The sequence below is a fragment of the Methylobacterium persicinum genome (assembly GCF_022179525.1).
GTDB lineage: Bacteria > Pseudomonadota > Alphaproteobacteria > Rhizobiales > Beijerinckiaceae > Methylobacterium > Methylobacterium persicinum.
In genome coordinates this window covers 70,159-89,478 of the sequence record NZ_BPQX01000021.1, presented here as the reverse complement: position 1 = coordinate 89,478, position 19,320 = coordinate 70,159, and the positions used below count along the sequence as shown (strand labels likewise).

Below are 19,320 nucleotides of genomic sequence, written 5' to 3'. Positions count from 1 at the left end.
TAGATCGTAGCCGTGTAGGTTGGAACGCAGCGCATAGTCATGACTCGCACGTCCCCCACTGACTGCACGGCGTGCTAAATTCGACCATAGGATCCAGCAGTAAGCTTCCCTGCCGGCCGCCCTGAGTGGTGCGCGACCATTCTACTCGATCGTGGATCGTGTAGCCGCCGCGTCCGCGGTACTTTTCCGGTGACGCCTTGAAGGCCGGATCACTACTGAAGGGCATGAAGGTGCCAAGGCTGTTTTTCGCGATGCTGGCGAGCAACTGCTCCCACTCCGCGATCCGCTCAATGTGCTCCGGAAAGCGAGCTGCGATCGTCCTGATCTCGTCCTTGCTGGACATGATGCAGGGCATGCAGCCAACCCGGCTGAACCCTTTTGCGTAGAGCGGGTTCGGGTCCACGCCATGTTTTGCGTGGAAGGCGAAAACTTCATCGCGTGTCCAAGTCAGCAGCGGTCGATAGGCGTAGGACCGCCATTTTGCTTTGACCTCTTTCGAGATCTTGAGGCCATAGGGCGGCATGAGCTTCTGCCACTTCGGCAGCAGCGATCGCGCCAGGCTCTCGTCTGCACGCACGCCCTGCCAAGAAATCAGCGCGCGCCCGGCCTCAATGATCGGAAGTTGCACGCCCTCCCACATCGGGCGGATCTTCAGTTCCTCGGTGCAGAACCGCGCCTTAGTCGACGGGAACCGAAGCTTCCAGATTGCAAGATCCAAGAACGGGTTGCCAGTAGGCACCATCAACGCAACGGTGCGATCTACCTTCTCCTGCGGAATTCCTTGACCCGGCCAGTTCGCAGCGACGAACGCGCGCTTGCGAGCGATCTCCTTCGAAAAATCGGCTTTGACCCACTCAATCGCCGGACCGCCGGTCTTGCCCGGAAGCTCGCGCACAAAATCATAGGTCCATTCATGCTCATTGCCGGTGTCTGCAAACACGGCACGTGTCCGTCGTCAGGTGATTTGAGACGATCAGGGACGCTCAGGAACGGAGGCTCTGGTCCACCTAGGGTGAGAGGTTAGGCAGCCTGCGCGTGGTGGCGCAAGCGGCGGTCCATGAGGGTCTGGCGCTTGATCCGCGCTCGCTCCTGCAGGATGGCCTCGCCGCGGCCGAAGTAGACGTCGGCAGGGGTGAGGTTGCCCAGGTTCTCGTGAGCCCGAGCGTGGTTGTAGTGCTCGACAAAGGCGGCAACCCGCGCCTCCAGTTCGCCGGGCAGGTAGGCGTGTTCGAGCAGGATGCGGTTCTTGAGCGTCTGGTGCCAGCGCTCGATCTTGCCCTGCGTTTGAGGATGGCGGGGCGCGCCGCGGATATGGGTCATGCCCCGGCTGCCGAGCCAGTCTGCCAGATCACCCGCGACGTAGCTCGGCCCGTTGTCGGAGAGTAGCCGCGGCCGGTGCGCCACCTGCACATGATCGAGCCCGGCCGCCGCCAGCGCCAGATCGAGCGTGGCGGTGACATCGCCGACCTGCATGGTCGCGCACAGCTTCCACGCCACGATGTAGCGCGAGAAGTCATCCAGCACGGTCGAGAGGTAGTACCAGCCCCAGCCGATCACCTTCAGATAGGTGAAGTCAGTCTGCCAGAGTTGGTTGGGTGCGGTGGTCTTGTTGCGGAACTCGTTGGCGGCTTTGATCACGATGTAGGCCGGGCTGGTGATCAGGTCCTGGGCCTTGAGCAGGCGGTAGACGGTCGCCTCCGAGACGAAGTAGCGCCGCTCGTCGGTGAAGCGCACCGCCAACTCGCGTGGGCTGAGCTCTGGCTCCTCCAGTGCGAGGGCGACGATCTGATCGCGAACCTCGGCGGGCAACCGGTTCCAGATCCGGCTGGGTCGGGACGGGCGATCCGCCAGTGCCTCGGGGCCGCCACGCTGGAACGCGTCGTACCACCGGTAGAACGTCGCCCGGGTGACGCCGAGCTTCTCCAGGGTGGAGCGCACCGGCAGATGGGATTGCTCGACCAGCCGGATGATCTCCAGCTTCTCGGAGGCCGGGTACCTCATGCCTCGTCGCCCCCAGCCCCGGTCATGCTTTTTTTCAGCAGGCGGTTCTCCAGAACGAGATCGGCCACGACCTCCTTCAGCGCACCCGCCTCGCGACGCAGGTCCTGGACCTCGTCGGCGGTCGCGGCACGGGTCGTGTCGCCGGCCAGCCGCTTCTTGCCGGCTTCCAGGAACTCCTTGGACCAGCCGTAGTACATCGAGCTGGCGATGCCCTCGCGACGACACAGCTCGGCGATGCTGTCCTCACCGCGCAGCCCTTCCAGCACGATGCGGATCTTGTCTTCGGCCGAAAACTGCCGGCGCGTGGCGCGTCGGATGTCCTTGATCACGGCTTCTGCCGGCTTCCGCGCCGGCCCGGACGTCTGTTTCATCTTCGCTCCTGGGGGCTACGATGAACCAGACATCCTCCGTTCGTGAAGACCCTCAATCTGTCTCAGGAGTGCTGACGGCGGACAATCCGCCGGATACCAGTCGCGCTTTCCTTGCCCGCGCAATCGCGCAGGAAGCCGCTGTGGACGCCAACGGCGCACATAAGGGCACATGGAAAGAAGGCTTCTCGGTTTGCTTCTACGGAGCCACGGCCGACGAAGCGAAGGGACGGGCCGAAGCATGGATCGAGGCCGAGCGCGTCCGAGCGACAGAGACGGCCGAAAGCCGTGCGGCTGCTGCCGACAAGCAGAGGAAGCCGCGCTGATGAACTCGCTCGCCTCCATCGACAACGACCGCATCATCCGCACCCTCCGCGATGAGAACGACACCCTCCGCGAGCGCATCCGCCAGCTTGAGGAAGCGCTGATCCACCCGGTGCTGCCGCCTCTGTCATGGGGATTGAGCCCGAAGCAGTCGCTTATCCTGCAAGCCATCCGCGCGGCCTCGCCAGGATACCTGCACTTAGATCGCGCGATGATCATCCTCTACGGCATGAGCGACGAAGCCCCATGCAAGCGGGTGCTTTACGTCTTCATGGCGCACACCCGGCGCAAGCTTGAACGCGCTGGCGTGCCGCTCGTCATCGAAGCGGTGGCGTTTCGGGGTTGGCGTCTGCCTCCCGAAAGCCGTGAGACCTACGACGCGGCCATCGCTGCCGAGAATGAGCGCTTAAATCTGCCGAGGCGGGCCGCATGACCCTCCTCCTCCCCACCCTCACGATCCTGATGTCCTACCCGATCCTGCTCGCCCTGTGTGCAGCGGGTGAGGGGGTGGCTGTCTTCAAGGAGTAGCGCGATGCCGGAACTGCGACCATTGCCGACGAGCAAATTTTATCCGCAGAGCTATGAATTCGAATGCTCGTCGTGCGGCAAGACTGATCGAAACACGTTCTGCGAGCCATATGCCACGCAGATGCTTGAACGTAGGCTCTGCTACGGCTGCAATCATTGGCGCAACTTCGCTGAAAAGAAAGGTCCGGAGTGCAATAAGCTCACGATCATTGATGGGATGATCTACACGCCCGGTGACCGCACCACTGGCGAGATGCGTGGCATGGCTGGGCGCCGGTTCGACATCGAATACGTCGAACCGAGCGTCTACGCTGGGCAGAAGATCACAACGTTCGATCTGTGGAGTGGCGGCCCGCTTCCAGAGAAGCTGCGCGAACAGTTTCCCGACACCGCCCGGTTTCTTGGCGGCGCCAGAAAGGCGCAAGTTGGCGAGATCACCTGCTTCAACCCGTCAGATCGGCGGTCAGAGCCATACCCGCTACCGACAACGCTGAAGGCTAACGCAGCCCCTCTCCCGCCCACCGATCAGAGCGCAGGAGGCGGGGCGTGATCGGGCGTACCTACCTCGAACGCGGCGATCCCGTCGTCGTCCTGACCCGCTGGGGCAAGGGCGGCGGTCCCCGCAACGTCCTCATCCGCCGGGCCGATGGATCGCAGGTCGTCCGCCCGTTCCGCGGCCTTCGGAAGCCCACCGCCGCCCCCGCCCCGACCCCCACTAGGACGATGGAGTAGATGATGGTCAGCGGTATCCGACACATTGGCATTCTCGGCGCCCTCGCCGCGGCCGGCGCGCTTGCCGGAGGCGCCGACATCCTTGAGCCGCGGCACGAGAGACCGCCGGAACCGGACCGGGACGCACGCCGCGCCGCAGAGCGCGACCGCCTTGAGCGGCGGCGACACGAGGAACGCGCGTGGGAGCGTAAGCAGCGGAGACGCGCGGCCGATGAGCTTCGCGAGCAGATGCTCCGTGAGCGCATCGCGAAGGGCGTCGATAGCCGCGATGACAAGTATCTTCACAGCGCCGCCCGCCGCCGCCGTGCCGCACAACGCGCCAAGACGGAGGCTTGAGCCATGAGCGAGACCACGAACGCGGGCGGGGGAGAGCCGACCCTTCACAGAAAGGCACAGTCCTTGATCCAGCGCCTTGAACACGCGGCTGCCGGCGGCCTGTTCTGTTGTGAGGCTGACCGAGAAGAAGCTATCGAGATCGTTGCGGAAGAGATGTCCGCCCTCACCGCCCCCTCGCCCGAGCCCGGCGGGGTGGTGGCCGAGCCGGTGGCACGAACTGGTCTCAAGATATGTCCCGAGGAAGGCACGGACGAACATCTGTGCGCCTTCCCAAACTGCACCTGCGCATATGAGCGGTTGCCCTATCCAGGGCCATCCGCACCGACCCCTGCCGCCGGGGGTGGGGAGACGAATACTGAGACGACCGGCGTAGCTCCACACTCGCCGGTCCAGAGCGTGGCGGGTGAAGCTGCATTCCAAGGAACCCGTGCAGCCGATCCCGTCACGCTCGCCAATGAGAAGCCGACGTGCCTCGCACAGGGAGCCTGTGTCTATCCGCGCTGTGCTTGTGCTTTAGGGGCTGCCCCCTCCCCCGCGTCACCTGCCGGGGATCTGGCGGCGCTGAGTGCGGAAGCATTCCCCGGCCCGTGGGAATACCGGGACGACTGCATCACAGGTGCTGACCGACAAGAGGCTCAAGAGTCACCGTGGTATGGCGGCGATATCATCTGCGACATGCCCAGTGAGGGCTGCGACAGTCAAAAGCACTGGCCCGCGAATAGGGCTTTCATCGCCGCCCTCGTGAATGCTTTTAGAGAAGGCCGTCTGAATGAAGCCGCCCCCGCCGCGCCCCGGAAAGGGCCGAGCGAGGAGGAGATCGCGAGTCTGATTAGGCGCCTTGTCTTCGTAGACGCAAGCAGCCCAGAAGCCATTGACCGAGCATCGCGTGAAGCGGCCCGCGCCGTCATCGCCCTCCTCACCCCCGCAGATCGGGGAGAGACGCGGGCCGCCCGTGACGTACTGGCCGAGCGGCGGCGGCAGATATCAGGTGAACAATGGTCGCCCGAGCATGACGACTTCCACGAGGAAGGCGAGCTGGCCGACGCGGCTGCCTGCTATGCCGCCGGCTCTATTCCAATGGCGCAGGTCGCCCCGGATAGCGACCGCTATGTCTCCCTTTGTCCGTGGGACCAGTCATGGTGGAAACCAAGCGGGGGCCGCCGCCGCAACCTCGTGAAGGCCGGCGCTCTCATCCTCGCTGAGATCGAGCGCCTTGACAGGGCCGAGCGCGACGGGGGTCGGGCTGACCAGGGCGGGGAGGCGCGGTGATGACCAGCGATGATGCTTTTATGGTCGCAGCCGGCGTCCGTTACTGCCTCGGTAGGCATAGCTACGCGCCAAGCCTGTGCTGTGGATGGCTCAAGACCAAATGGCTAACACTTAGTGAGGGTGACCGCTCGGTCATCCTGCGCGACATCGGTGAGCATATCAGCGGCGTCAAGGAAGGCCGCTGGCACAATGCACACCCCGGCTGGGAGGCCGACCTGCAAGCCTGGGTTTCCTTCCGCGAGTGGGCGACACTCAGCGAGGCCAGCCGGGATCGGTATCGCGCCGCTCTTTTTGATGTGGGTCGCCCATGACCGCCCCCGATCCCACCACCCGCGCAGAGGATGGAGCGGGGCGTGATTACGTGCTGATTAAGCGCGGCCTCTACTGGCGGCCGGGCGCGCAGGGCTACACCGGCCTGCTATCGGAAGCCGGTCGCTACTCGGCGGCGGACGCCGCTGCTTATGCCGCCCACGACAACGACAGCACACGCGCATGGCCTGCCGACGAAGCGAGAGAGTTCGCGCCCGCTTGCTGGCAAGAGACGATGCTGGCGTTCCGCACGAAGGAAAGGGATGAGGCCGAGTCCCGCGCGGCGACAGCCGAAGCCGAGGTCGCGAGGCTGCGGGAGGCGCTGGCCGAGGCGGAACGCGAACACACCGATATGATGTGGCAGCTGCGTCGCGCCGAGGAGCGGTCAGAAGACGCTGAAGCCTCCGCATCCGCCCTCCGGGAGAGGGTCGCTGTGCTTGAGGCGATCCTGAAGCCATTTTCCGAAGCCGCCGAGAACTTAGACGACGATGAGCACGGGCATCTTTGGGAAAGCCCGGCAGCAATGGCGCTGGACGCTGAACATCTCCGCGCCGCCCGCACCGCCTTGGAGGCCCATTATGCAGACGACTGAGAGTGACGCGAGGATGCATAACATGCAAAATAAGTGAGGCTTTGTCTTATTATTGGAGGTACGTCGTGTTCAAGAATATATTGGCATTTTCCGTTCTTCTTGGTCTTGTCGTAACATTCGGTTTCACCATACTTGGGATCGGCATATGGTTATCTCAGATACTTAAACCATATATCGGAATGATGGCTTCTGGATTGTTATGCGCCGGTTTGACTACGTTTATCGGCATATTGTCGGCGGCTATATTTGCTGTAACCATAGTCAATGCAGCGGAAAAAGCTGGAGACCGGGCCGGTCATTGCAGTGATGAAGCGGGGCTCGCCGCGACAGCCGAAGTCGCGAGGCTGCGGGAAGAGATCGCCGCCCTCCGCGCTCAGCCGGATAAAGACGAGGGAGCGGGACGTGGTTGAGGCCCTGAAGCTGCTCAGCAACGTCCTTCTGTACGGCTACGCCATCCTCGGATGGATGCTCACCATGAAGTGGACGCTACAAGCCATGGTGGCTACCGAAAACCGCCGACTGCGCCGCGCTCTTCCCCCGTCTGAGAAAGGAGACAATCATGGCTGACGCAGTTCGTCCGCTCGCTTACCGACCCAAGGATGCAGCCACGATGCTCGGGATCAGTCGGTCACTGATCTATCAGATGGTGGCGGAGGGGCAGATCGCGTCCAAGAAGTTCGGGGCCGTCACCGTCATCCCGCACGACGAGCTTCAGCGGTTCTTGGACTCCGTAGAGCCGTCCCCCGCGACGAAAGCGGCCCAGGCATCCATCAAGTGACGGCGCTTCTCAAGAGCGTCGCCGCGCCGGTAGGCCCGCTCGGTCTCATCGCCTACGAGGTGAGCCAGCGCGGCCTCAGCTAGGTCGCCCGCGAAGTCGGTCTCTTCCGTCACCCAGTCACGAAATGACGACCGGAAGCCGTGGACCGTGAAGCCCTCATCGTTGAGGCGCCGCAGGAACATCGCGAGCGCCATGTCCGACAGAGGTTTGCCGTTCCGCGCCGGGAAAACGAAGCCCCCATCTCTCGGCGAGCCGTCACGCGCCTGTGCCAGGATCGCCAGCGCCCGCGCGGTGAGTGGGACGCGGTGGACTCGATTGCCCTTCATGCGCAGAGCCGGCACGGTCCAGATGGCGCCGGCCATGTCCACTTCGTCCCAGGTCATCCCGCGCGTTTCGCCGGATCGGGCGGCCGTCAGGATGGTGAATTGCAGAGCCAAACACGAATGGCTTTGCAGCCCGGCGGCGATCCCCGCATAGAACGCCGGCACCTCGGCATAGGGCATGGCTTTGTGGTGGCCGCGCTGCAACCGCTTCGACTGAGGCAGGAGCACATCGAGATGACCCCGCCACTGCGCCGGGTTCTCGCCGGAACGATGCCGGCCGACGCGGGCTGCATCCAGAATGCGTTCAATCCGCCCCCGCAGCCGCCGCGCGGACTCGGCCTTCTCGTGCCAGATCGGGCGCAGCACGGCGAGCACGTCGTCCGTCCCCACGGCCGCGACCGGCATGTTCCAGATCTTCGCGCCGTCCACCTCAAGCGAGGTTCGCCACTGCTTCCGATGAGCGGCGTTGCGCCATGTCTTCTCGCGATCCGTCATGTACGTGACCGCGACATCGGAGAACAGGACCGGCGCGGCGGGCTCGGCCTTCGCCTTGGTCTTCTCCGCAATGGGGTCGATGCCCTCCTGGATCTGAGCGCGGGCGGCGGCGGCAAGCTCGCGGGCCTTGGCGAGCGGCACGACGGCGAACGATCCGAGCCCCATCTCCCGACGCCGGCCGGGCAGGCGATAGCGGAGCACCCATCGCTTCGATCCGCTCGGCTCGACGGCGAGGTAAAGCCCCTCCCCGTCCAGATACCACCCCGCCTCCGTAATCGCCTGGATCTTGCGCGTGGTCAGCCGGTTGATCTCTCGCGCCACTTATCCCCCCGGCTGTCCCCCCACCTATCCCCCCAGGCGACGTGGCTCAGGCTGGCGGCAAATGGGTTGCGGTGGAATTTTTGAGGCCCAAGAGGCTCGCGGCGCAAGCGAAAAAAACTCCAAATGGGCGGTAATGGACCGGAGTTCTATAGACACCCCTTCCGCCAGCACCTTGCAGGCACCGGTTTCGTCATCGCGGCGATCCGGGCCGCCGGAACGGTATCCGCGGGGGATACGGCGACCTGCTACTTGCGTGCCATGCCGGAATTCGAGTGCACGTTTCGCACCTTGATGGTTTGATATCGCCGCCAGCGAGGTCGCCAATTGAGGATTCGTGTCGCTATTCTGTCGAGGACGAATAGCATGACGCTGATACCTATCACGACGACGCAGGACGCGCCGATGATCACACCCAAGATGCCAGGTGTCGGCAGGATCATGACACACAGCAGGCCGAGGGTTGCCACTACGGGGATCCAACGTGCCATCGCCTCACTCTCTGCTCGAAATAATTCAAGTCAGCGAATAGCGTACCCCGCAGAACTTAAGATTTTATTTGATAACTTGCCCGGCATTGCCGCTTCGGATTTCGGATCTCAGCAATACGCCAGGGTTAACTTGGCGTCGGTGTTCGCGGCAAACGCGATATCGGTCCTTTCCGGGTCACGATCCCGGCGCCACATCTTGAGCCTGAGCCGCCGACATGGCGTATCGACTGCCGTCCCCCTTGAAGTCATTGCATTCGATGGACCCGCGGGCGGTGTTCCCTGTTCTCCAAGAGGGCGGTCTGAGCCGCTATGAGACGGCGTCGATCGTGAATTCCATCCCGCGCCCAGGGCCCTGATCACCGTAATCCGTGAGGGCCAAGCCGCGTTCGGCAAGCGTCTCCTCCACGATCGCCCGCTCCTTGCGCACCATCAAGCCGATCGCCTGAGGCGTCAGACGGGGGTTGGCGGATCGCAGCTGATCGACGCCGATGGCGGCGGGCATGTCTTCGCTCTCCGCGATCCGGGCGAGCGCCAGCCCAAGATCGCGGGCCTTGCTCTCCGCCGCCGTCAGTCGCTTGAATGCCATCGTCTCATCCTCGGCCGTTCACGGGGTGGAACGGATAAAGCGATACCGTTGCTCCGCTTCTCCGCCCTTATCCACAGTGCTCCACTGCGATATCCACAGGCTCCCGCATAGCATCTTGAGCTGTGCTCCGCCCACTGTTTGTTCTTCCTTCGTTCCAGAACGGAGGAATCATGGTGGACCGCCTTGGCGATTACGCCCGCGGAATGGTGCGCATCGAATGCGCGAATTGTCGCCGGGTCGGCCGCTATGACGTGCGCAATCTGCATGCCCGGTTCGGCTTGGAGATCAAGGTGGTGGATCTCCTGCGGGCGCTCAGTGCATCCTGCCGACACCAGCAGCCGCCGGGCGCTCTCAAGCTTCGCCATGACGAAGCCGCTTGCCAGGCGCGTATCACCATGCCGCGCCGCCTATCGCCCGCCCTCTCGACGCCCGGCGGGATGCCGTACACTATTGAGACGTGGAACATTGAAGGCGGCGGGATCGAGCTTCACTTGGCCGAACTTTATCGCCTCGACATGGCTGAGGCGGCTTTTGCCGTGGTTTGCGCCCTTTGGCCCGCAACCGAAGTGACGATAAGACAGCGGGCGCGGGTCGTCAGACGGCGAAGTCGGCCAAGGTAATGAAACTCGGACGACACTACACAACAGACTGCCACACAGACGAAGTCTTGCAAGCCACCGTTCGACTGGTGGCCGAAGAATGCGCTCTGACCGTGGTGCGCAAGCCGATGCACTTATCGCGCACGGATCCGACATCCGAGGCGCAACTTACCACGCCTTGTGACCCGCCCGAATGTCGCGCCGCGACGTATATCGTATCGAGCGCGACCACGCATCGATCGCGGATCGCGAGGGGCCGGGCTCGAGGGCGATTGAAATGGCCATGGGGATCAGGGGGTATGTCATGTGCAGATTTTCTGCGCTATAATGCGCATCCCGTAATGAAAAATGTGAACCGAGCATGCGAACGGCGTAGGTGCTTAGAATTCCAAGTATTCGTACCTGCCATAAATACCCACCCGTTCGCACCTGGCCGCAGGGTGGTCCGTGGCAAGCTTCCACATTATTGATGGAGTGCTTCGGATTCTGAATGAACTTCGGACCAAGGCGGCCGCTACCGTTAGTTTATTTACGTGTTGATGAATTTAGCAATTCACAATCTTGCCGCAAACTGTTCGTTTAACCGCGGTTAACTCTGGCAAATGATGGCACGGCAATGGTTATAACTCGCTATATACTAATGGCTGTATCGGCTTTCATGGCGATCGTCATGTTATTTTTCTGGACGGTGACAGGTAAGGCGACTGATCTCGTTCTATTTATTGTGCTGCCATTTTTGCTCGTGAATGCATTTTATATATTTTTTACTCGGCCGACACTGCGGACTAGTGACATCATTAAGAAGGCGTCCACAGGATTGGCTCTCGCCTCAATTGAATTGCAATACCGCGCCCAGGATGCGCAGGATCGCGAGGTGGAGGCTGAACAGCAGTACCAAGCGGAAGCTGAAAACTATCAATACAAATTGGAAGTTGCGAGAGACATGCTCAAGCAGTTGGGTATGAAGGTTCCTCTGGCTTTGAAAAAAGAGACGAAAATTCGTCAGATCGCTCATCAATCGGAGACGAGGGACGCCGCCCTCCCGAAGCCGTCGCCGGCTGCGGTAGTGTCCGACGTGATCGGATCGGCCAACGGTCAGGTCGCCGCGGCGAAGCCGAATCCCCCGATTGGCCCGATGCGGCTGACGCCTGCCTCCACCACCCTCAATTGAAGCGACTGTCCCCGGGAAGGGATTGAAGACCGGCTCTCGCGTGGTCTTCGAGACTCGAAACAATCCCAGTCCAAGAGAGGGCGTCTTCCGAGATCATGAGATCGGCGGAGGCGCCTTATTCTTTTGCTGCCCGGCCAAGCGGGGAACCGAGCCCGAATCCACCTCGACGAGCCATTCGGTAAAGCATTGATTAGGCGACGCTCGGCCATCGCCAAAGCGATGCCGCATCCAGCGGGCGCGCCGTTCAATGCTTCGAGTTGGTAATTAATCGGCTTTGTTCAGCTGAGCTACAGTCCGAGGGGAGCTGTGGTCCAGCGATGCCAACTGAAACGGCATGCCGCCCATTTGGCTATAGGCATCTTCCGCCGTAAACAGGCCTTTCCGCACCATTTCGATTTGTGCGTAAGCCATTCCGCTCAAGGAACTGCCGATGGCTGCGATGATGAGAGCAAATTTGAAGACGCGCATCGGTTCCTCCCAAAATTTCTGGGATGAAAATGGACGTCGCAAGTAAAAGAAGATGTACGAATGGAGGACAATCGGGCGCGTTTCCTGACACGGCGTTCGATAGTGCAAATTGAGTGAATCATGTGTTGCTATGACGAGTAACTTCGCTTCTGGAAGCTGATTAGCAGGCAGCGAAGGGTCGCTAGGTGAATGCGGTGCGTCGCCCATACGGTCGTACGATTTCGCCCAAGGGATCCGCGTTATTGCACAGGCGCTATCAAGACTGTCCCTTCGCCGCGTGGACAACAGACCTGCGCGATCGCCATTCGTGTGTTGACCATCCGCAAGGCTGAGTCGACGTGTGCCTCAGACCGAAGCGAATCCCTGAATAGCTTCGCAGCGCCCGCACTAAAGCGGTTTCCGAAATCGTTGCATCGCGCGCTGTCCGTCATTGCGAGCGGAGCGAAGCAAACCAGGGCTGCGGGACATCTCAGAACTGAGCAGACCCCTGGGTTGCTTCGCTCCGCTCGCAATGACCGTGGTGATGATGTGGTTTAAGTGTCTCCGAAAATGCTTCAACAGGGCTGGCAGACAGGGATGGGTGGGGGCGTCGCCCCCTGCAACGATCCCCCTGTCCGGTGGCATACGAGGCCACGCCGCCCCGTTCTGCAACAGATGAAATGTGCGGGAAAATTGATCAGTCGAAGCGGCGAGGAAAGAAGCCCTAGCCGTGGGCGACCCACGGGTTTTCAGCTATAAGGTGGGTCTCGTTTGCGAGGAGAAGCGGCATCGGGCTCGCGTCGTGCGGCTCGGCCAGCTGCGTCATCGGTTCGGGCTCGGAAACCGGCGCGATCCGGGGCGGGATGGTGGACCGGTTTCCCTCACTGTGCCCCATGCAAGTGGCCAGGATATCGTCCCAGCGGGCGACGAAAGCCTCGATGCAGACGGGATCGAAATGCCGTCCGGTCTCGGCCCGGATGCAGCGCAAAGCCTCCTCGGGGGACAGCGCGCTCTTGTAAGGACGAACGGTCGTCAGGGCGTCGAAGACGTCGGCCACCGCCACGATCCGGGCCGCCAGGGGGATGGCCTCGCCGCTGCTGCCCTTGGGATAGCCGCTTCCGTCCCACTTCTCGTGATGTGCCCCTGCAATTTCGCTCGCAAGGCGGATGAGGGGCGAGGTGCTGTCGCCGAGGATCCGCTCACCGATGATCGCATGTCGGCGGACTATCTCGATCTCCGTGTCGGTCAACCGCGCCTTCTTCAACAGGACGGCGTCGGGAATGGCCACCTTGCCCACGTCGTGCAGGGGCGCTGCGAGATAGATCTGCTGGCAAAGCTCGCTGCCAAGGCCCAGGGCTTCGGCCATGATCTGGCTGTAACGGGCCACGCGCCACGTATGCTGCCCCGTGTCGTTGTCCCGGTATTCGACGGCGAGGGCGAGGCGGAAGATCATCTCCTCCTCCCGCTCCCGGATATGGCCCACGGCCAGTTCGACCTCCCCCGCGAGCTTCGCGGCCTGATCGTCGAGACGGCGGATGGCGGAGGCCAGCCTGAGCTGATTTCGCAGGCGGACGTTGAATTCGACGCCGTCGGTGCGCTTGTCGAGAAAGTCCGTGGCCCCCGCTTCGAGGGCGGCCAGCCTGACCGTTTCGGAGGAATCGCTGGTGATCATGATCACCGGCACCTGCGCATAACGCGGGATCGCGCAGAGCTGACGGATGAACTCGATCCCATCCATGTCCGGCATGTGCTGATCGACCAGAACGATGTCGAATGCCCGCATTTGCGCGCTCCGGAGAGCCTGCCCCGGATGGGAATACGCCGTCACTCTGACGTCGCAGGTCTTCTCCAGCATCGTGCGGAAGCGAAGCAGCATCGTCTTGCTGTCATCGATCAGAAGCGCATCCATCACCCAGGTTTCCTGCCCCTGAAACGCCGCCGACTCCGGCGCTCGCTTGTGGTGTCGTTGCAATCGTGGCTAGTCCGCCAGACGACCGCGGCTCGCGGACAAGCGGGTGACGAAGCCTCGAATGTGACGCGCGGCCCGCGGCCGTGTGAAGCTCCGCACTGTGCAAAAGAATTGTAATCGCTCTTGATAAGACAACTAGCGATTTAATTGATGGGGCATTTGTTCTTCAAGGCATGCTGTTTTGAGACCGTGTCAGTCTCTTTGCTTCGTATTAAAGAACTATTCGGGCGTGTCAGTCTTTACGGGGTGATCGTGAGGAAAATCGATCCATTCCCTTGAAATCGGGTCAGTGAACATATGTTTGGGTCGCCGGAATAATACATAAGTTGCTGAGCTAGCAGCGCTTTTTAGGGGATCGGTTGTTTCGGTCGATTTGTAAAAATGTGGAGTATGACGCGTCCCAAACGCGTAAAAACAATCCAGAGTTCGGGTCCCGGGGTGGTTCGAGAGCGTCCGAAGCCGTTGCCCGATCGTAAGTGGCGCGGCCGGTTCACGCCAAACGCGTCCGTCGCCCGCCCTATGACTGGAAACAGATCTGCCGGGCGCAAGCGAAGGTGGACGTGGGCGTCATCGACGGCTGCGATGGGCCACCAGTAGGGAAAGGCCGAAATTGAGGGCTGCCACAGCGAGCAGGATGCCCGATAGCACTCCGATTCCGAGGAATTCCGTGGCGTATCCGCAGACGATGGGGGTCGCGGCCTGTCCGAGGAGCGGCGGCCGGGCGAGGCGCCCGATCACCGCCGCGTATTCCCCCTGGCCGTACAGGGCGAGGGGCAGCGTTCCGCGGACGACGGTGCGCATCCCGTTGCCGGCGCCATAGAGTAGAATCGCGAGCCAGGCGAGGCTTGGGATTGCCACCAGGAGCAGGAGCCCCAGGGCAACGCATCCCGCCGACACAAGAAGGAGATGGATCGGGTGGGCCCGCTGGCCAAAGGACAGTTCGAGGATCCGGGCGCCGACCTGTGACGGGCCGATCAAGGCGCTCAGGGCCACGGCGGACGCCGCGGTGATGCCTTGCGCTTCCAGCAGCAGCAGCATTTCCACGGACATCGCCGTCATCAGGATCGCGGCGGTGGCGAAGGTGATGGCCAGAAGCCCCTCCCCTGCCAGCCGTTCCGCCTTGAGGACCGTAGCGACGGTGCCGGGCCGGAGTGCGGCGCGGCCATCATGCACGGGGCGTCCGTTGGGCAGGGCGAAGGCGAAAATCGGCGCCACGATGAAGACCGCCAGGGCGGCATAGGCGAGGCAAGCCCCCCGCCATCCGACATGGGCGACGAGGAAGGTCGATGCGGGCCAGCACAGGGTGATGGCGAATCCCGACGCGATGGCGATCTGCGTCATCGCAGTCCGGGCCGAGGCGCCATAGGCCTGCCCGATTGCCGCGAAGAGCGGATCGTAGAGGGCGCCCGCCATCCCGAGCCCCATCACCGCCCAGGCTAACAGGAAGACCGGCAGGGACCCGGCCAGGGCCATCAGCACGAGCCCGAAGGCCATCACCAGCGTGCCGGTCACGAGAACCGGGCGCCCCCCAAGGTGCCGGATCCGTCGGCCGATCCAGGGTGAAAGAAGGCCGGAGATCAGGATTGCGAGGGACAGGGCGCCGATCACCGCACCCTGGGGCCAGCCGGTCGTTGCGACGACGGGGCCGACGATCACCGCCACCAGAAAGAACGAGCCACCCCAAAGGATGATCTGCGTCAATCCAAGCAGGGCATTGCCGAGGGTCGTCGGCGCGCGGCGCGACAGATTGGAGGGTAAGGCTTGGGGAGGCACGGAGCAGCTTCGATCGGGCGCAGGACCGCGCCGGGACGGAGGGAGGGGATGAGAGCCCCGACTCTACCGTTCCGAACGAGGTCGAGTCGATGGCGGAGGGTGCCGCCTCGATCCGCTGGACATTGTCGATCGGCCCGCTGCGTCAGCCGACGCGGCGTGCCGTCCACTTGCCCGTGCAGGAGCCGAGCCCGGACAGGGTCCATTGCCCGCTGCCCGCGCTTCCCGCGAGGCGGCCGCTCACCGACACCACCGCCAGGCCCTGGCGGATCGTGCCGTTGATGTCGCCATCGGCTTCGGCCCGCCCACTGGCATCGACATTGTTGCCGCCGGCATCGTCGACCTGCCCGTCCCGGATGACGATGGGGTAGCGGTACGGCCCCGGGCAGGCGCCCTCGCTGCCCGTCGCTTCCACTGACCACGAGCCGTCGAACCGGTTCTCGGCCTGAGCCGCCCCCGCCGGGAGAGCGCTGGATACGATGAATACGAGTGGCGCGAGGGCCGTAAGCCGAAGTGTCGTCATAGTCACCTCATTGAGGCCGTCGAGGCGGCCCGTCGGTTTGGTACCCGCGGTGGCACAGTGCCGGTTGCGAGGCGTGAGCCACCGTCATGACCACTCGGGGATGGGGGAAGGGCAACGGGCCGGGCGCTGACCCGGAGCGGTACGAACGCCCGGCCTCGCGGCCGTGCCGGGTCCTGAAGGGGCAGGATTCCCCGGCACAACCTCAAAATGGAATTGGTGGCGCGGATGTCTCCCGCACACCAGGACCGCATATTGGGTAGGTTTAGGTCATCTGCTTGAGACAGATTTACTAGTATGCGTTATTTTTCCGAGATCGACCGCGATAACGGCGTCATGCCTCGCCGAGATCGTGCGACAAGCGGTCGCGAGCCCGGCTGACCCGGCTCTTTACGGTGCCCGGAGGGCAGCCGATGATCGCTGCAGCGGCTTCGTAGGTCAGACCCTCGACTGCCACGAGCGTCAGAGCCTCCCGATGGGCGGCGTCGAGTCGCCCGAGGGCGGTCTCGAGGTCCTTGAGGTCGATCCGATGCTGCTGGCTGGCCGGCTCCGAAAGGGTGCCCGCGTGGGTGCCGTCCGGATCGGCCACTTCGCGCCAGTATTTCCGGCGGCCGTTGATGTGGCCGTTGCGCAGGATCGTGAACAACCACGCCACGAAGTTCGTGCCCGTCGCGAACCGGTCCCGGAATTCCCACGCCTTGAGCAGCGTCAACTGGACGAGGTCGTCCGCTTCAACAGAATCGTGGGTGAGGGAGAGTGCATAGCGGCGGAGCCGGGGGACCATTCCAATCAGGTCGTCCCGGAAGGCCGTTGGAACCGTCTGCTGAGGCTCGGGCGCCCGAAGGGCCTCGGTGAGCCGTCCCAAAACTCGCCCAAGACGAGAGTCTGGTTCAATTTCCACAACTTGTGGGTAGTATTCCCTCAGTCGGCGACCGAGCTGCTCCTGGACGAACGTCAATACGTCGTCCGAAGCGGGCGCAGAGGGGGGCTTAAGGGCTGCTGTCTGCAAGGATGCGTCACTCATGGGGTCGGGTGTGAGCCTCGACGTCCGCTACAAATCGGGTGCGGCCGGGTGACGACTTATTTTTGGTCGATCTTGAGCCGGTCAATGATACGGCGATACCAGTGAACAAGCCAAATTCGATGGAACCGGGTGGTGCGCAATCCGTTTTCGCCCCGCTGCCGAATGGGCAGGCGGCAGCGGAAAGGGACGAAGCGAACCGTGACCACGGGTGTCGACAGGCATGAGCTCCGGCAGATCATCGCCGGCCTGAGCGAGGGCGTGATCCTCGTCGAGCCGGATCAGACGATTGCCTATGCCAACGAGGCCGCCCTGGTGATGCACGGGGTGGCGAGCCTCGACGACCTCGGCTCGACCGTCGATGATTACCGGGAGCGGTTCGCCCTGCGCTACCGCAACAACCGGTCTCCCGACTCATACCCGATCGAGCGGGTGGTTGCCGGGGAACGCTTCCACGATGTGATCGTGGAAGTGACCCGCACCGACCGGCCCGATCTCGATTTCGTGCATTCCCTCCGCAGCCTCGTGGCGACGGACCATGACGGCAAGCCGAGCTGCCTCGCGCTGATCCTGAAGGACGTCACCGACCAGTTCGAGGCCGAGGATCGCTTCGAGAAGACCTTCAATGCCAACCCGGCGCCCGCGGTGATCACGCGGCTGTCCGATCTGCGCCACGTGAAGGTCAATCACGGCTTCCTGGAGATGACAGGCTACACCCGCGATTCCGTTATCGGTCGCAGCGTCTACGAGCTGGATGTGCTGGCGGGCGCCCGCAACCGCGACCTTGCCGTGTCCCGCCTCAACGAAGGGGCCACGGTCCCGCAGATGGAGGCTTCCCTCGTTCTCCCCGATGGGGGCAACCGGTTCGTCATCGTCGCGGGCCAGCCCATCGAGATGGGCGATGAGCCCTGCATGCTCTTCACTTTCGCCGACCTGGAGCTACGGCGGAAGGCCGAGACCGCCCTTCGCCAGAGCGAGGAGCGCTTCGCCAAGGCGTTCCGCCTGACCCCGGTGCCGACTGTGCTCACCCGCGCGGACGAGTTCCAGGTGACGAGCATCAACGAGGCCTTCACCCGGGTCTTCGGCCACGGCGAGGATCGCATCCTCGGACGCAGCCTCATCGAAGCCGGGCTTTGGGTGAACGAGGCGCAGCGCGCCACGTTCGAGGCGAACCTTGAGCGCAACGGCTACGTGCTCGGCGTCGAGGTCTGTCTGCGGCATGAGACCGGTAATTACCTCGATTGCCTCGTCTCCGCCGAGCGCGTCGAGATCAACGATGCGGCGTTCGTCCTGCTGGTGATGCAGGACATCACCGATCGCAAACACACCGAGCGCGAGCTGTTCGAGGCCATCGAGACGGTGATGGCCGACACGTCGTGGTTCAGCCGCGGCCTCATCGAGAAGCTCGCCAACCTGCGCCGGCCGAGCCGTTCGGACCTCGACCCGACGGTCCCCGACCTGACCACCCGGGAGCGCCAGATCCTGAACCTGATCTGCTCCGGGCTGGATGACGGTGCCATTGCCCGCAAGCTCAACCTCTCCCGCAACACCGTCCGGAACCACGGGGCGGCGCTCTACCGCAAGCTCGGCGTTCACAAGCGCACCGAAGCGGTGGTCTGGGGCCGGGAAAATGGCTTTCCCGTTCATTTATCCGGTACATAAATTTCATTGTACCAGTAGTTCTGTACCATTGAAGACAGAATGGGAGTCTACATCTGCAAGCCGGCAGGCATCGTCCGTGAAGTACGGGCCGCGCCTGAGCGGACAAGGCAGTTTTGCTTTCGGCGGGCGCGATCGTGCCCGGCGATGGCGATCCCGGGACGAGCCGGCCGTGCTGAGGCTGGCCAGGACCGGGATCGGGTTCGGGTGCGAGGCGGACCGCCTGACGATGGCGGCGGTCCTCAAGCTCCGATCCGCATCCGCAACGCGCGTCCCATGCCGGGGCGCCGTCATCTGACCACCGAACAAGGGGATACACATGGTCGATACGAACAGGATCACGGGCGCTGCGAAGGACATCGGCGGCAAGATCCAGGGTGCCGTCGGCGATCTCACCGGCTCGAAGCACGACTCCGTCGAAGGGCGCCTGCGCGAGGCCGGCGGCCAAGCCGAAAACCTCTACGGTCAGGCCAAGGACACGGTGCGTCACGCGGCCGACGAGGCCTACCACTACGCCGAGGACTTCTACGAGCAGGGCGGCCACAGCCTCCGCCGCGGCACCCGCGAGGTGAGCCGTCAGGTCGCCGAGTACCCGCTCGCCTCCCTCGTCGTCGCGGGCTTGGTCGGCTTCGGCCTCGGCCTTCTCGTCAACGCCAGCCGCGACTGATCCGTCGGCGACCCTCTTCCCCCGAACGAACCACCCGGAGTGAAAGC

The 19,320-nt window shown here is 63.2% G+C and carries 24 protein-coding genes; 15 read left to right on the top strand and 9 right to left on the bottom strand.

Translation table 11 applies throughout. The features are described 5' to 3' along the window. Positions 1–37 precede the first annotated feature (37 nt). Both MFF22_RS09280 and MFF22_RS09275 read right to left on the bottom strand, forming a co-directional pair. Positions 38–940 (bottom strand): phosphoadenosine phosphosulfate reductase domain-containing protein, encoded by a 903-nt coding sequence (locus MFF22_RS09280; protein ID WP_238248684.1) that lies wholly within the window; start codon positions 938–940, stop codon positions 38–40. A gap of 80 nt (positions 941–1,020) precedes the next feature. After that, positions 1,021–2,372 (bottom strand): IS3 family transposase gene (locus MFF22_RS09275; protein ID WP_238248683.1). Its coding sequence is split into 2 segments (ribosomal slippage): positions 1,021–2,034 and positions 2,037–2,372, totalling 1,350 coding nucleotides; the frame shifts between segments, so codons are not numbered across the junction. 20 nt (positions 2,373–2,392) lie between these two features. Here MFF22_RS09275 and MFF22_RS09270 point away from each other — a divergent pair. The 11 genes from MFF22_RS09270 (at position 2,393) to MFF22_RS24760 (ending at position 7,237) form a co-directional block, all read left to right on the top strand. Then, positions 2,393–2,695: a hypothetical protein gene (locus MFF22_RS09270; protein WP_238248682.1), complete on the top strand. Its 303-nt coding sequence runs from the start codon at positions 2,393–2,395 to the stop codon at positions 2,693–2,695. Then, positions 2,695–3,126 carry a helix-turn-helix domain-containing protein gene (locus MFF22_RS09265; protein WP_238248681.1) on the top strand — a complete coding sequence of 144 codons (432 nt, stop codon included), beginning with the start codon at positions 2,695–2,697 and terminating at the stop codon, positions 3,124–3,126. The genes MFF22_RS09270 and MFF22_RS09265 overlap by 1 nt, the downstream gene beginning before the upstream one ends. A 99-nt stretch (positions 3,127–3,225) precedes the next feature. After that, positions 3,226–3,771, top strand: a complete 546-nt coding sequence (locus tag MFF22_RS09260; RefSeq protein ID WP_238248680.1) for a hypothetical protein — start codon at positions 3,226–3,228, stop codon at positions 3,769–3,771. Continuing rightward, positions 3,768–3,953 carry a hypothetical protein gene (locus MFF22_RS09255; RefSeq protein ID WP_238248679.1) on the top strand — a complete coding sequence of 62 codons (186 nt, stop codon included), beginning with the start codon at positions 3,768–3,770 and terminating at the stop codon, positions 3,951–3,953. The genes MFF22_RS09260 and MFF22_RS09255 overlap by 4 nt, the downstream gene beginning before the upstream one ends. Beyond that, positions 3,954–4,289 (top strand): hypothetical protein, encoded by a 336-nt coding sequence (locus tag MFF22_RS09250; RefSeq protein WP_238248678.1) that lies wholly within the window; start codon positions 3,954–3,956, stop codon positions 4,287–4,289. A 3-nt stretch (positions 4,290–4,292) separates the two neighbouring features. After that, positions 4,293–5,558, top strand: coding sequence for a hypothetical protein (locus tag MFF22_RS09245; protein ID WP_238248677.1), 1,266 nt, complete (start codon positions 4,293–4,295; stop codon positions 5,556–5,558). Beyond that, on the top strand, positions 5,558–5,869 hold the full coding sequence (locus MFF22_RS09240; RefSeq protein WP_238248676.1) for a hypothetical protein: 312 nt from the start codon (positions 5,558–5,560) through the stop codon (positions 5,867–5,869). The genes MFF22_RS09245 and MFF22_RS09240 overlap by 1 nt, the downstream gene beginning before the upstream one ends. Continuing rightward, entirely contained in the window at positions 5,866–6,459 is a 594-nt protein-coding gene (locus MFF22_RS09235) for a hypothetical protein (protein ID WP_238248675.1), read from the top strand. Before MFF22_RS09240 ends, MFF22_RS09235 begins: the two co-directional genes overlap by 4 nt. A gap of 65 nt (positions 6,460–6,524) precedes the next feature. Then, complete coding sequence (locus MFF22_RS09230) at positions 6,525–6,869, top strand: hypothetical protein (protein ID WP_238248674.1); 345 nt, start codon at positions 6,525–6,527, stop codon at positions 6,867–6,869. Continuing rightward, entirely contained in the window at positions 6,862–7,026 is a 165-nt protein-coding gene (locus MFF22_RS09225; RefSeq protein ID WP_238248673.1) for a hypothetical protein, read from the top strand. Before MFF22_RS09230 ends, MFF22_RS09225 begins: the two co-directional genes overlap by 8 nt. Beyond that, positions 7,019–7,237 (top strand): helix-turn-helix domain-containing protein, encoded by a 219-nt coding sequence (locus tag MFF22_RS24760; RefSeq protein ID WP_306424670.1) that lies wholly within the window; start codon positions 7,019–7,021, stop codon positions 7,235–7,237. The genes MFF22_RS09225 and MFF22_RS24760 overlap by 8 nt, the downstream gene beginning before the upstream one ends. Here MFF22_RS24760 and MFF22_RS09215 read toward each other — a convergent pair. Both MFF22_RS09215 and MFF22_RS09210 read right to left on the bottom strand, forming a co-directional pair. Further along, positions 7,171–8,376, bottom strand: a complete 1,206-nt coding sequence (locus MFF22_RS09215) for a tyrosine-type recombinase/integrase (protein ID WP_238248672.1) — start codon at positions 8,374–8,376, stop codon at positions 7,171–7,173. The two genes, MFF22_RS24760 and MFF22_RS09215, sit on opposite strands and share 67 nt — an antisense overlap. A gap of 795 nt (positions 8,377–9,171) precedes the next feature. Next, a complete protein-coding gene (locus MFF22_RS09210) occupies positions 9,172–9,450 on the bottom strand; it encodes an adenylosuccinate synthase (RefSeq protein WP_238248671.1) in 279 nt (92 codons plus the stop codon). Positions 9,451–9,620: 170 nt separating this feature from the next. Between MFF22_RS09210 and MFF22_RS09205 the strand changes: the two genes are divergently transcribed. Together MFF22_RS09205 and MFF22_RS09200 are read left to right on the top strand one after the other, a co-directional pair. Next, entirely contained in the window at positions 9,621–10,070 is a 450-nt protein-coding gene (locus MFF22_RS09205) for a hypothetical protein (protein WP_238248670.1), read from the top strand. 637 nt (positions 10,071–10,707) lie between these two features. Further along, a complete protein-coding gene (locus MFF22_RS09200; RefSeq protein WP_238248669.1) occupies positions 10,708–11,220 on the top strand; it encodes a hypothetical protein in 513 nt (170 codons plus the stop codon). A gap of 264 nt (positions 11,221–11,484) precedes the next feature. Here the strand turns inward: MFF22_RS09200 and MFF22_RS09195 are convergent, their stop codons facing one another. The 5 genes from MFF22_RS09195 to MFF22_RS09175 all read right to left on the bottom strand — a co-directional run bounded on the left by MFF22_RS09195 (position 11,485) and on the right by MFF22_RS09175 (position 16,710). Then, on the bottom strand, positions 11,485–11,688 hold the full coding sequence (locus MFF22_RS09195) for a hypothetical protein (protein WP_238248668.1): 204 nt from the start codon (positions 11,686–11,688) through the stop codon (positions 11,485–11,487). Between the two features lie 703 nt (positions 11,689–12,391). Continuing rightward, complete coding sequence (locus MFF22_RS09190; RefSeq protein WP_238248667.1) at positions 12,392–13,576, bottom strand: HD domain-containing phosphohydrolase; 1,185 nt, start codon at positions 13,574–13,576, stop codon at positions 12,392–12,394. Between the two features lie 627 nt (positions 13,577–14,203). Continuing rightward, entirely contained in the window at positions 14,204–15,409 is a 1,206-nt protein-coding gene (locus MFF22_RS09185; RefSeq protein ID WP_238248666.1) for an MFS transporter, read from the bottom strand. Positions 15,410–15,551: 142 nt separating this feature from the next. Further along, positions 15,552–15,929 (bottom strand): hypothetical protein, encoded by a 378-nt coding sequence (locus tag MFF22_RS09180; protein ID WP_238248665.1) that lies wholly within the window; start codon positions 15,927–15,929, stop codon positions 15,552–15,554. Positions 15,930–16,260: 331 nt separating this feature from the next. Further along, positions 16,261–16,710 carry a sigma-70 family RNA polymerase sigma factor gene (locus MFF22_RS09175; protein WP_238248664.1) on the bottom strand — a complete coding sequence of 150 codons (450 nt, stop codon included), beginning with the start codon at positions 16,708–16,710 and terminating at the stop codon, positions 16,261–16,263. Positions 16,711–17,148: 438 nt separating this feature from the next. Between MFF22_RS09175 and MFF22_RS09170 the strand changes: the two genes are divergently transcribed. Both MFF22_RS09170 and MFF22_RS09165 read left to right on the top strand, forming a co-directional pair. Beyond that, on the top strand, positions 17,149–18,609 hold the full coding sequence (locus MFF22_RS09170; RefSeq protein WP_238248663.1) for a helix-turn-helix transcriptional regulator: 1,461 nt from the start codon (positions 17,149–17,151) through the stop codon (positions 18,607–18,609). Positions 18,610–18,925: 316 nt separating this feature from the next. Continuing rightward, positions 18,926–19,273 carry a CsbD family protein gene (locus MFF22_RS09165; protein ID WP_238248662.1) on the top strand — a complete coding sequence of 116 codons (348 nt, stop codon included), beginning with the start codon at positions 18,926–18,928 and terminating at the stop codon, positions 19,271–19,273. Positions 19,274–19,320 lie beyond the last annotated feature (47 nt).

Coding starts and splice junctions, on each gene's coding strand:
- MFF22_RS09270 (WP_238248682.1), top strand. CDS start 2,393: ATGAACCAGACATCCTCCGTTCGTGAAGACCCTCAATCTGTCTCAGGA.
- MFF22_RS09265 (WP_238248681.1), top strand. CDS start 2,695: ATGAACTCGCTCGCCTCCATCGACAACGACCGCATCATCCGCACCCTC.
- MFF22_RS09260 (WP_238248680.1), top strand. CDS start 3,226: ATGCCGGAACTGCGACCATTGCCGACGAGCAAATTTTATCCGCAGAGC.
- MFF22_RS09250 (WP_238248678.1), top strand. CDS start 3,954: ATGATGGTCAGCGGTATCCGACACATTGGCATTCTCGGCGCCCTCGCC.
- MFF22_RS09245 (WP_238248677.1), top strand. CDS start 4,293: ATGAGCGAGACCACGAACGCGGGCGGGGGAGAGCCGACCCTTCACAGA.
- MFF22_RS09240 (WP_238248676.1), top strand. CDS start 5,558: ATGACCAGCGATGATGCTTTTATGGTCGCAGCCGGCGTCCGTTACTGC.
- MFF22_RS09235 (WP_238248675.1), top strand. CDS start 5,866: ATGACCGCCCCCGATCCCACCACCCGCGCAGAGGATGGAGCGGGGCGT.
- MFF22_RS24760 (WP_306424670.1), top strand. CDS start 7,019: ATGGCTGACGCAGTTCGTCCGCTCGCTTACCGACCCAAGGATGCAGCC.
- MFF22_RS09210 (WP_238248671.1), bottom strand. CDS start 9,450: ATGGCATTCAAGCGACTGACGGCGGCGGAGAGCAAGGCCCGCGATCTT.
- MFF22_RS09205 (WP_238248670.1), top strand. CDS start 9,621: ATGGTGGACCGCCTTGGCGATTACGCCCGCGGAATGGTGCGCATCGAA.
- MFF22_RS09200 (WP_238248669.1), top strand. CDS start 10,708: ATGGCGATCGTCATGTTATTTTTCTGGACGGTGACAGGTAAGGCGACT.
- MFF22_RS09195 (WP_238248668.1), bottom strand. CDS start 11,688: ATGCGCGTCTTCAAATTTGCTCTCATCATCGCAGCCATCGGCAGTTCC.
- MFF22_RS09190 (WP_238248667.1), bottom strand. CDS start 13,576: ATGGATGCGCTTCTGATCGATGACAGCAAGACGATGCTGCTTCGCTTC.
- MFF22_RS09180 (WP_238248665.1), bottom strand. CDS start 15,929: ATGACGACACTTCGGCTTACGGCCCTCGCGCCACTCGTATTCATCGTA.
- MFF22_RS09175 (WP_238248664.1), bottom strand. CDS start 16,710: ATGGTCCCCCGGCTCCGCCGCTATGCACTCTCCCTCACCCACGATTCT.
- MFF22_RS09165 (WP_238248662.1), top strand. CDS start 18,926: ATGGTCGATACGAACAGGATCACGGGCGCTGCGAAGGACATCGGCGGC.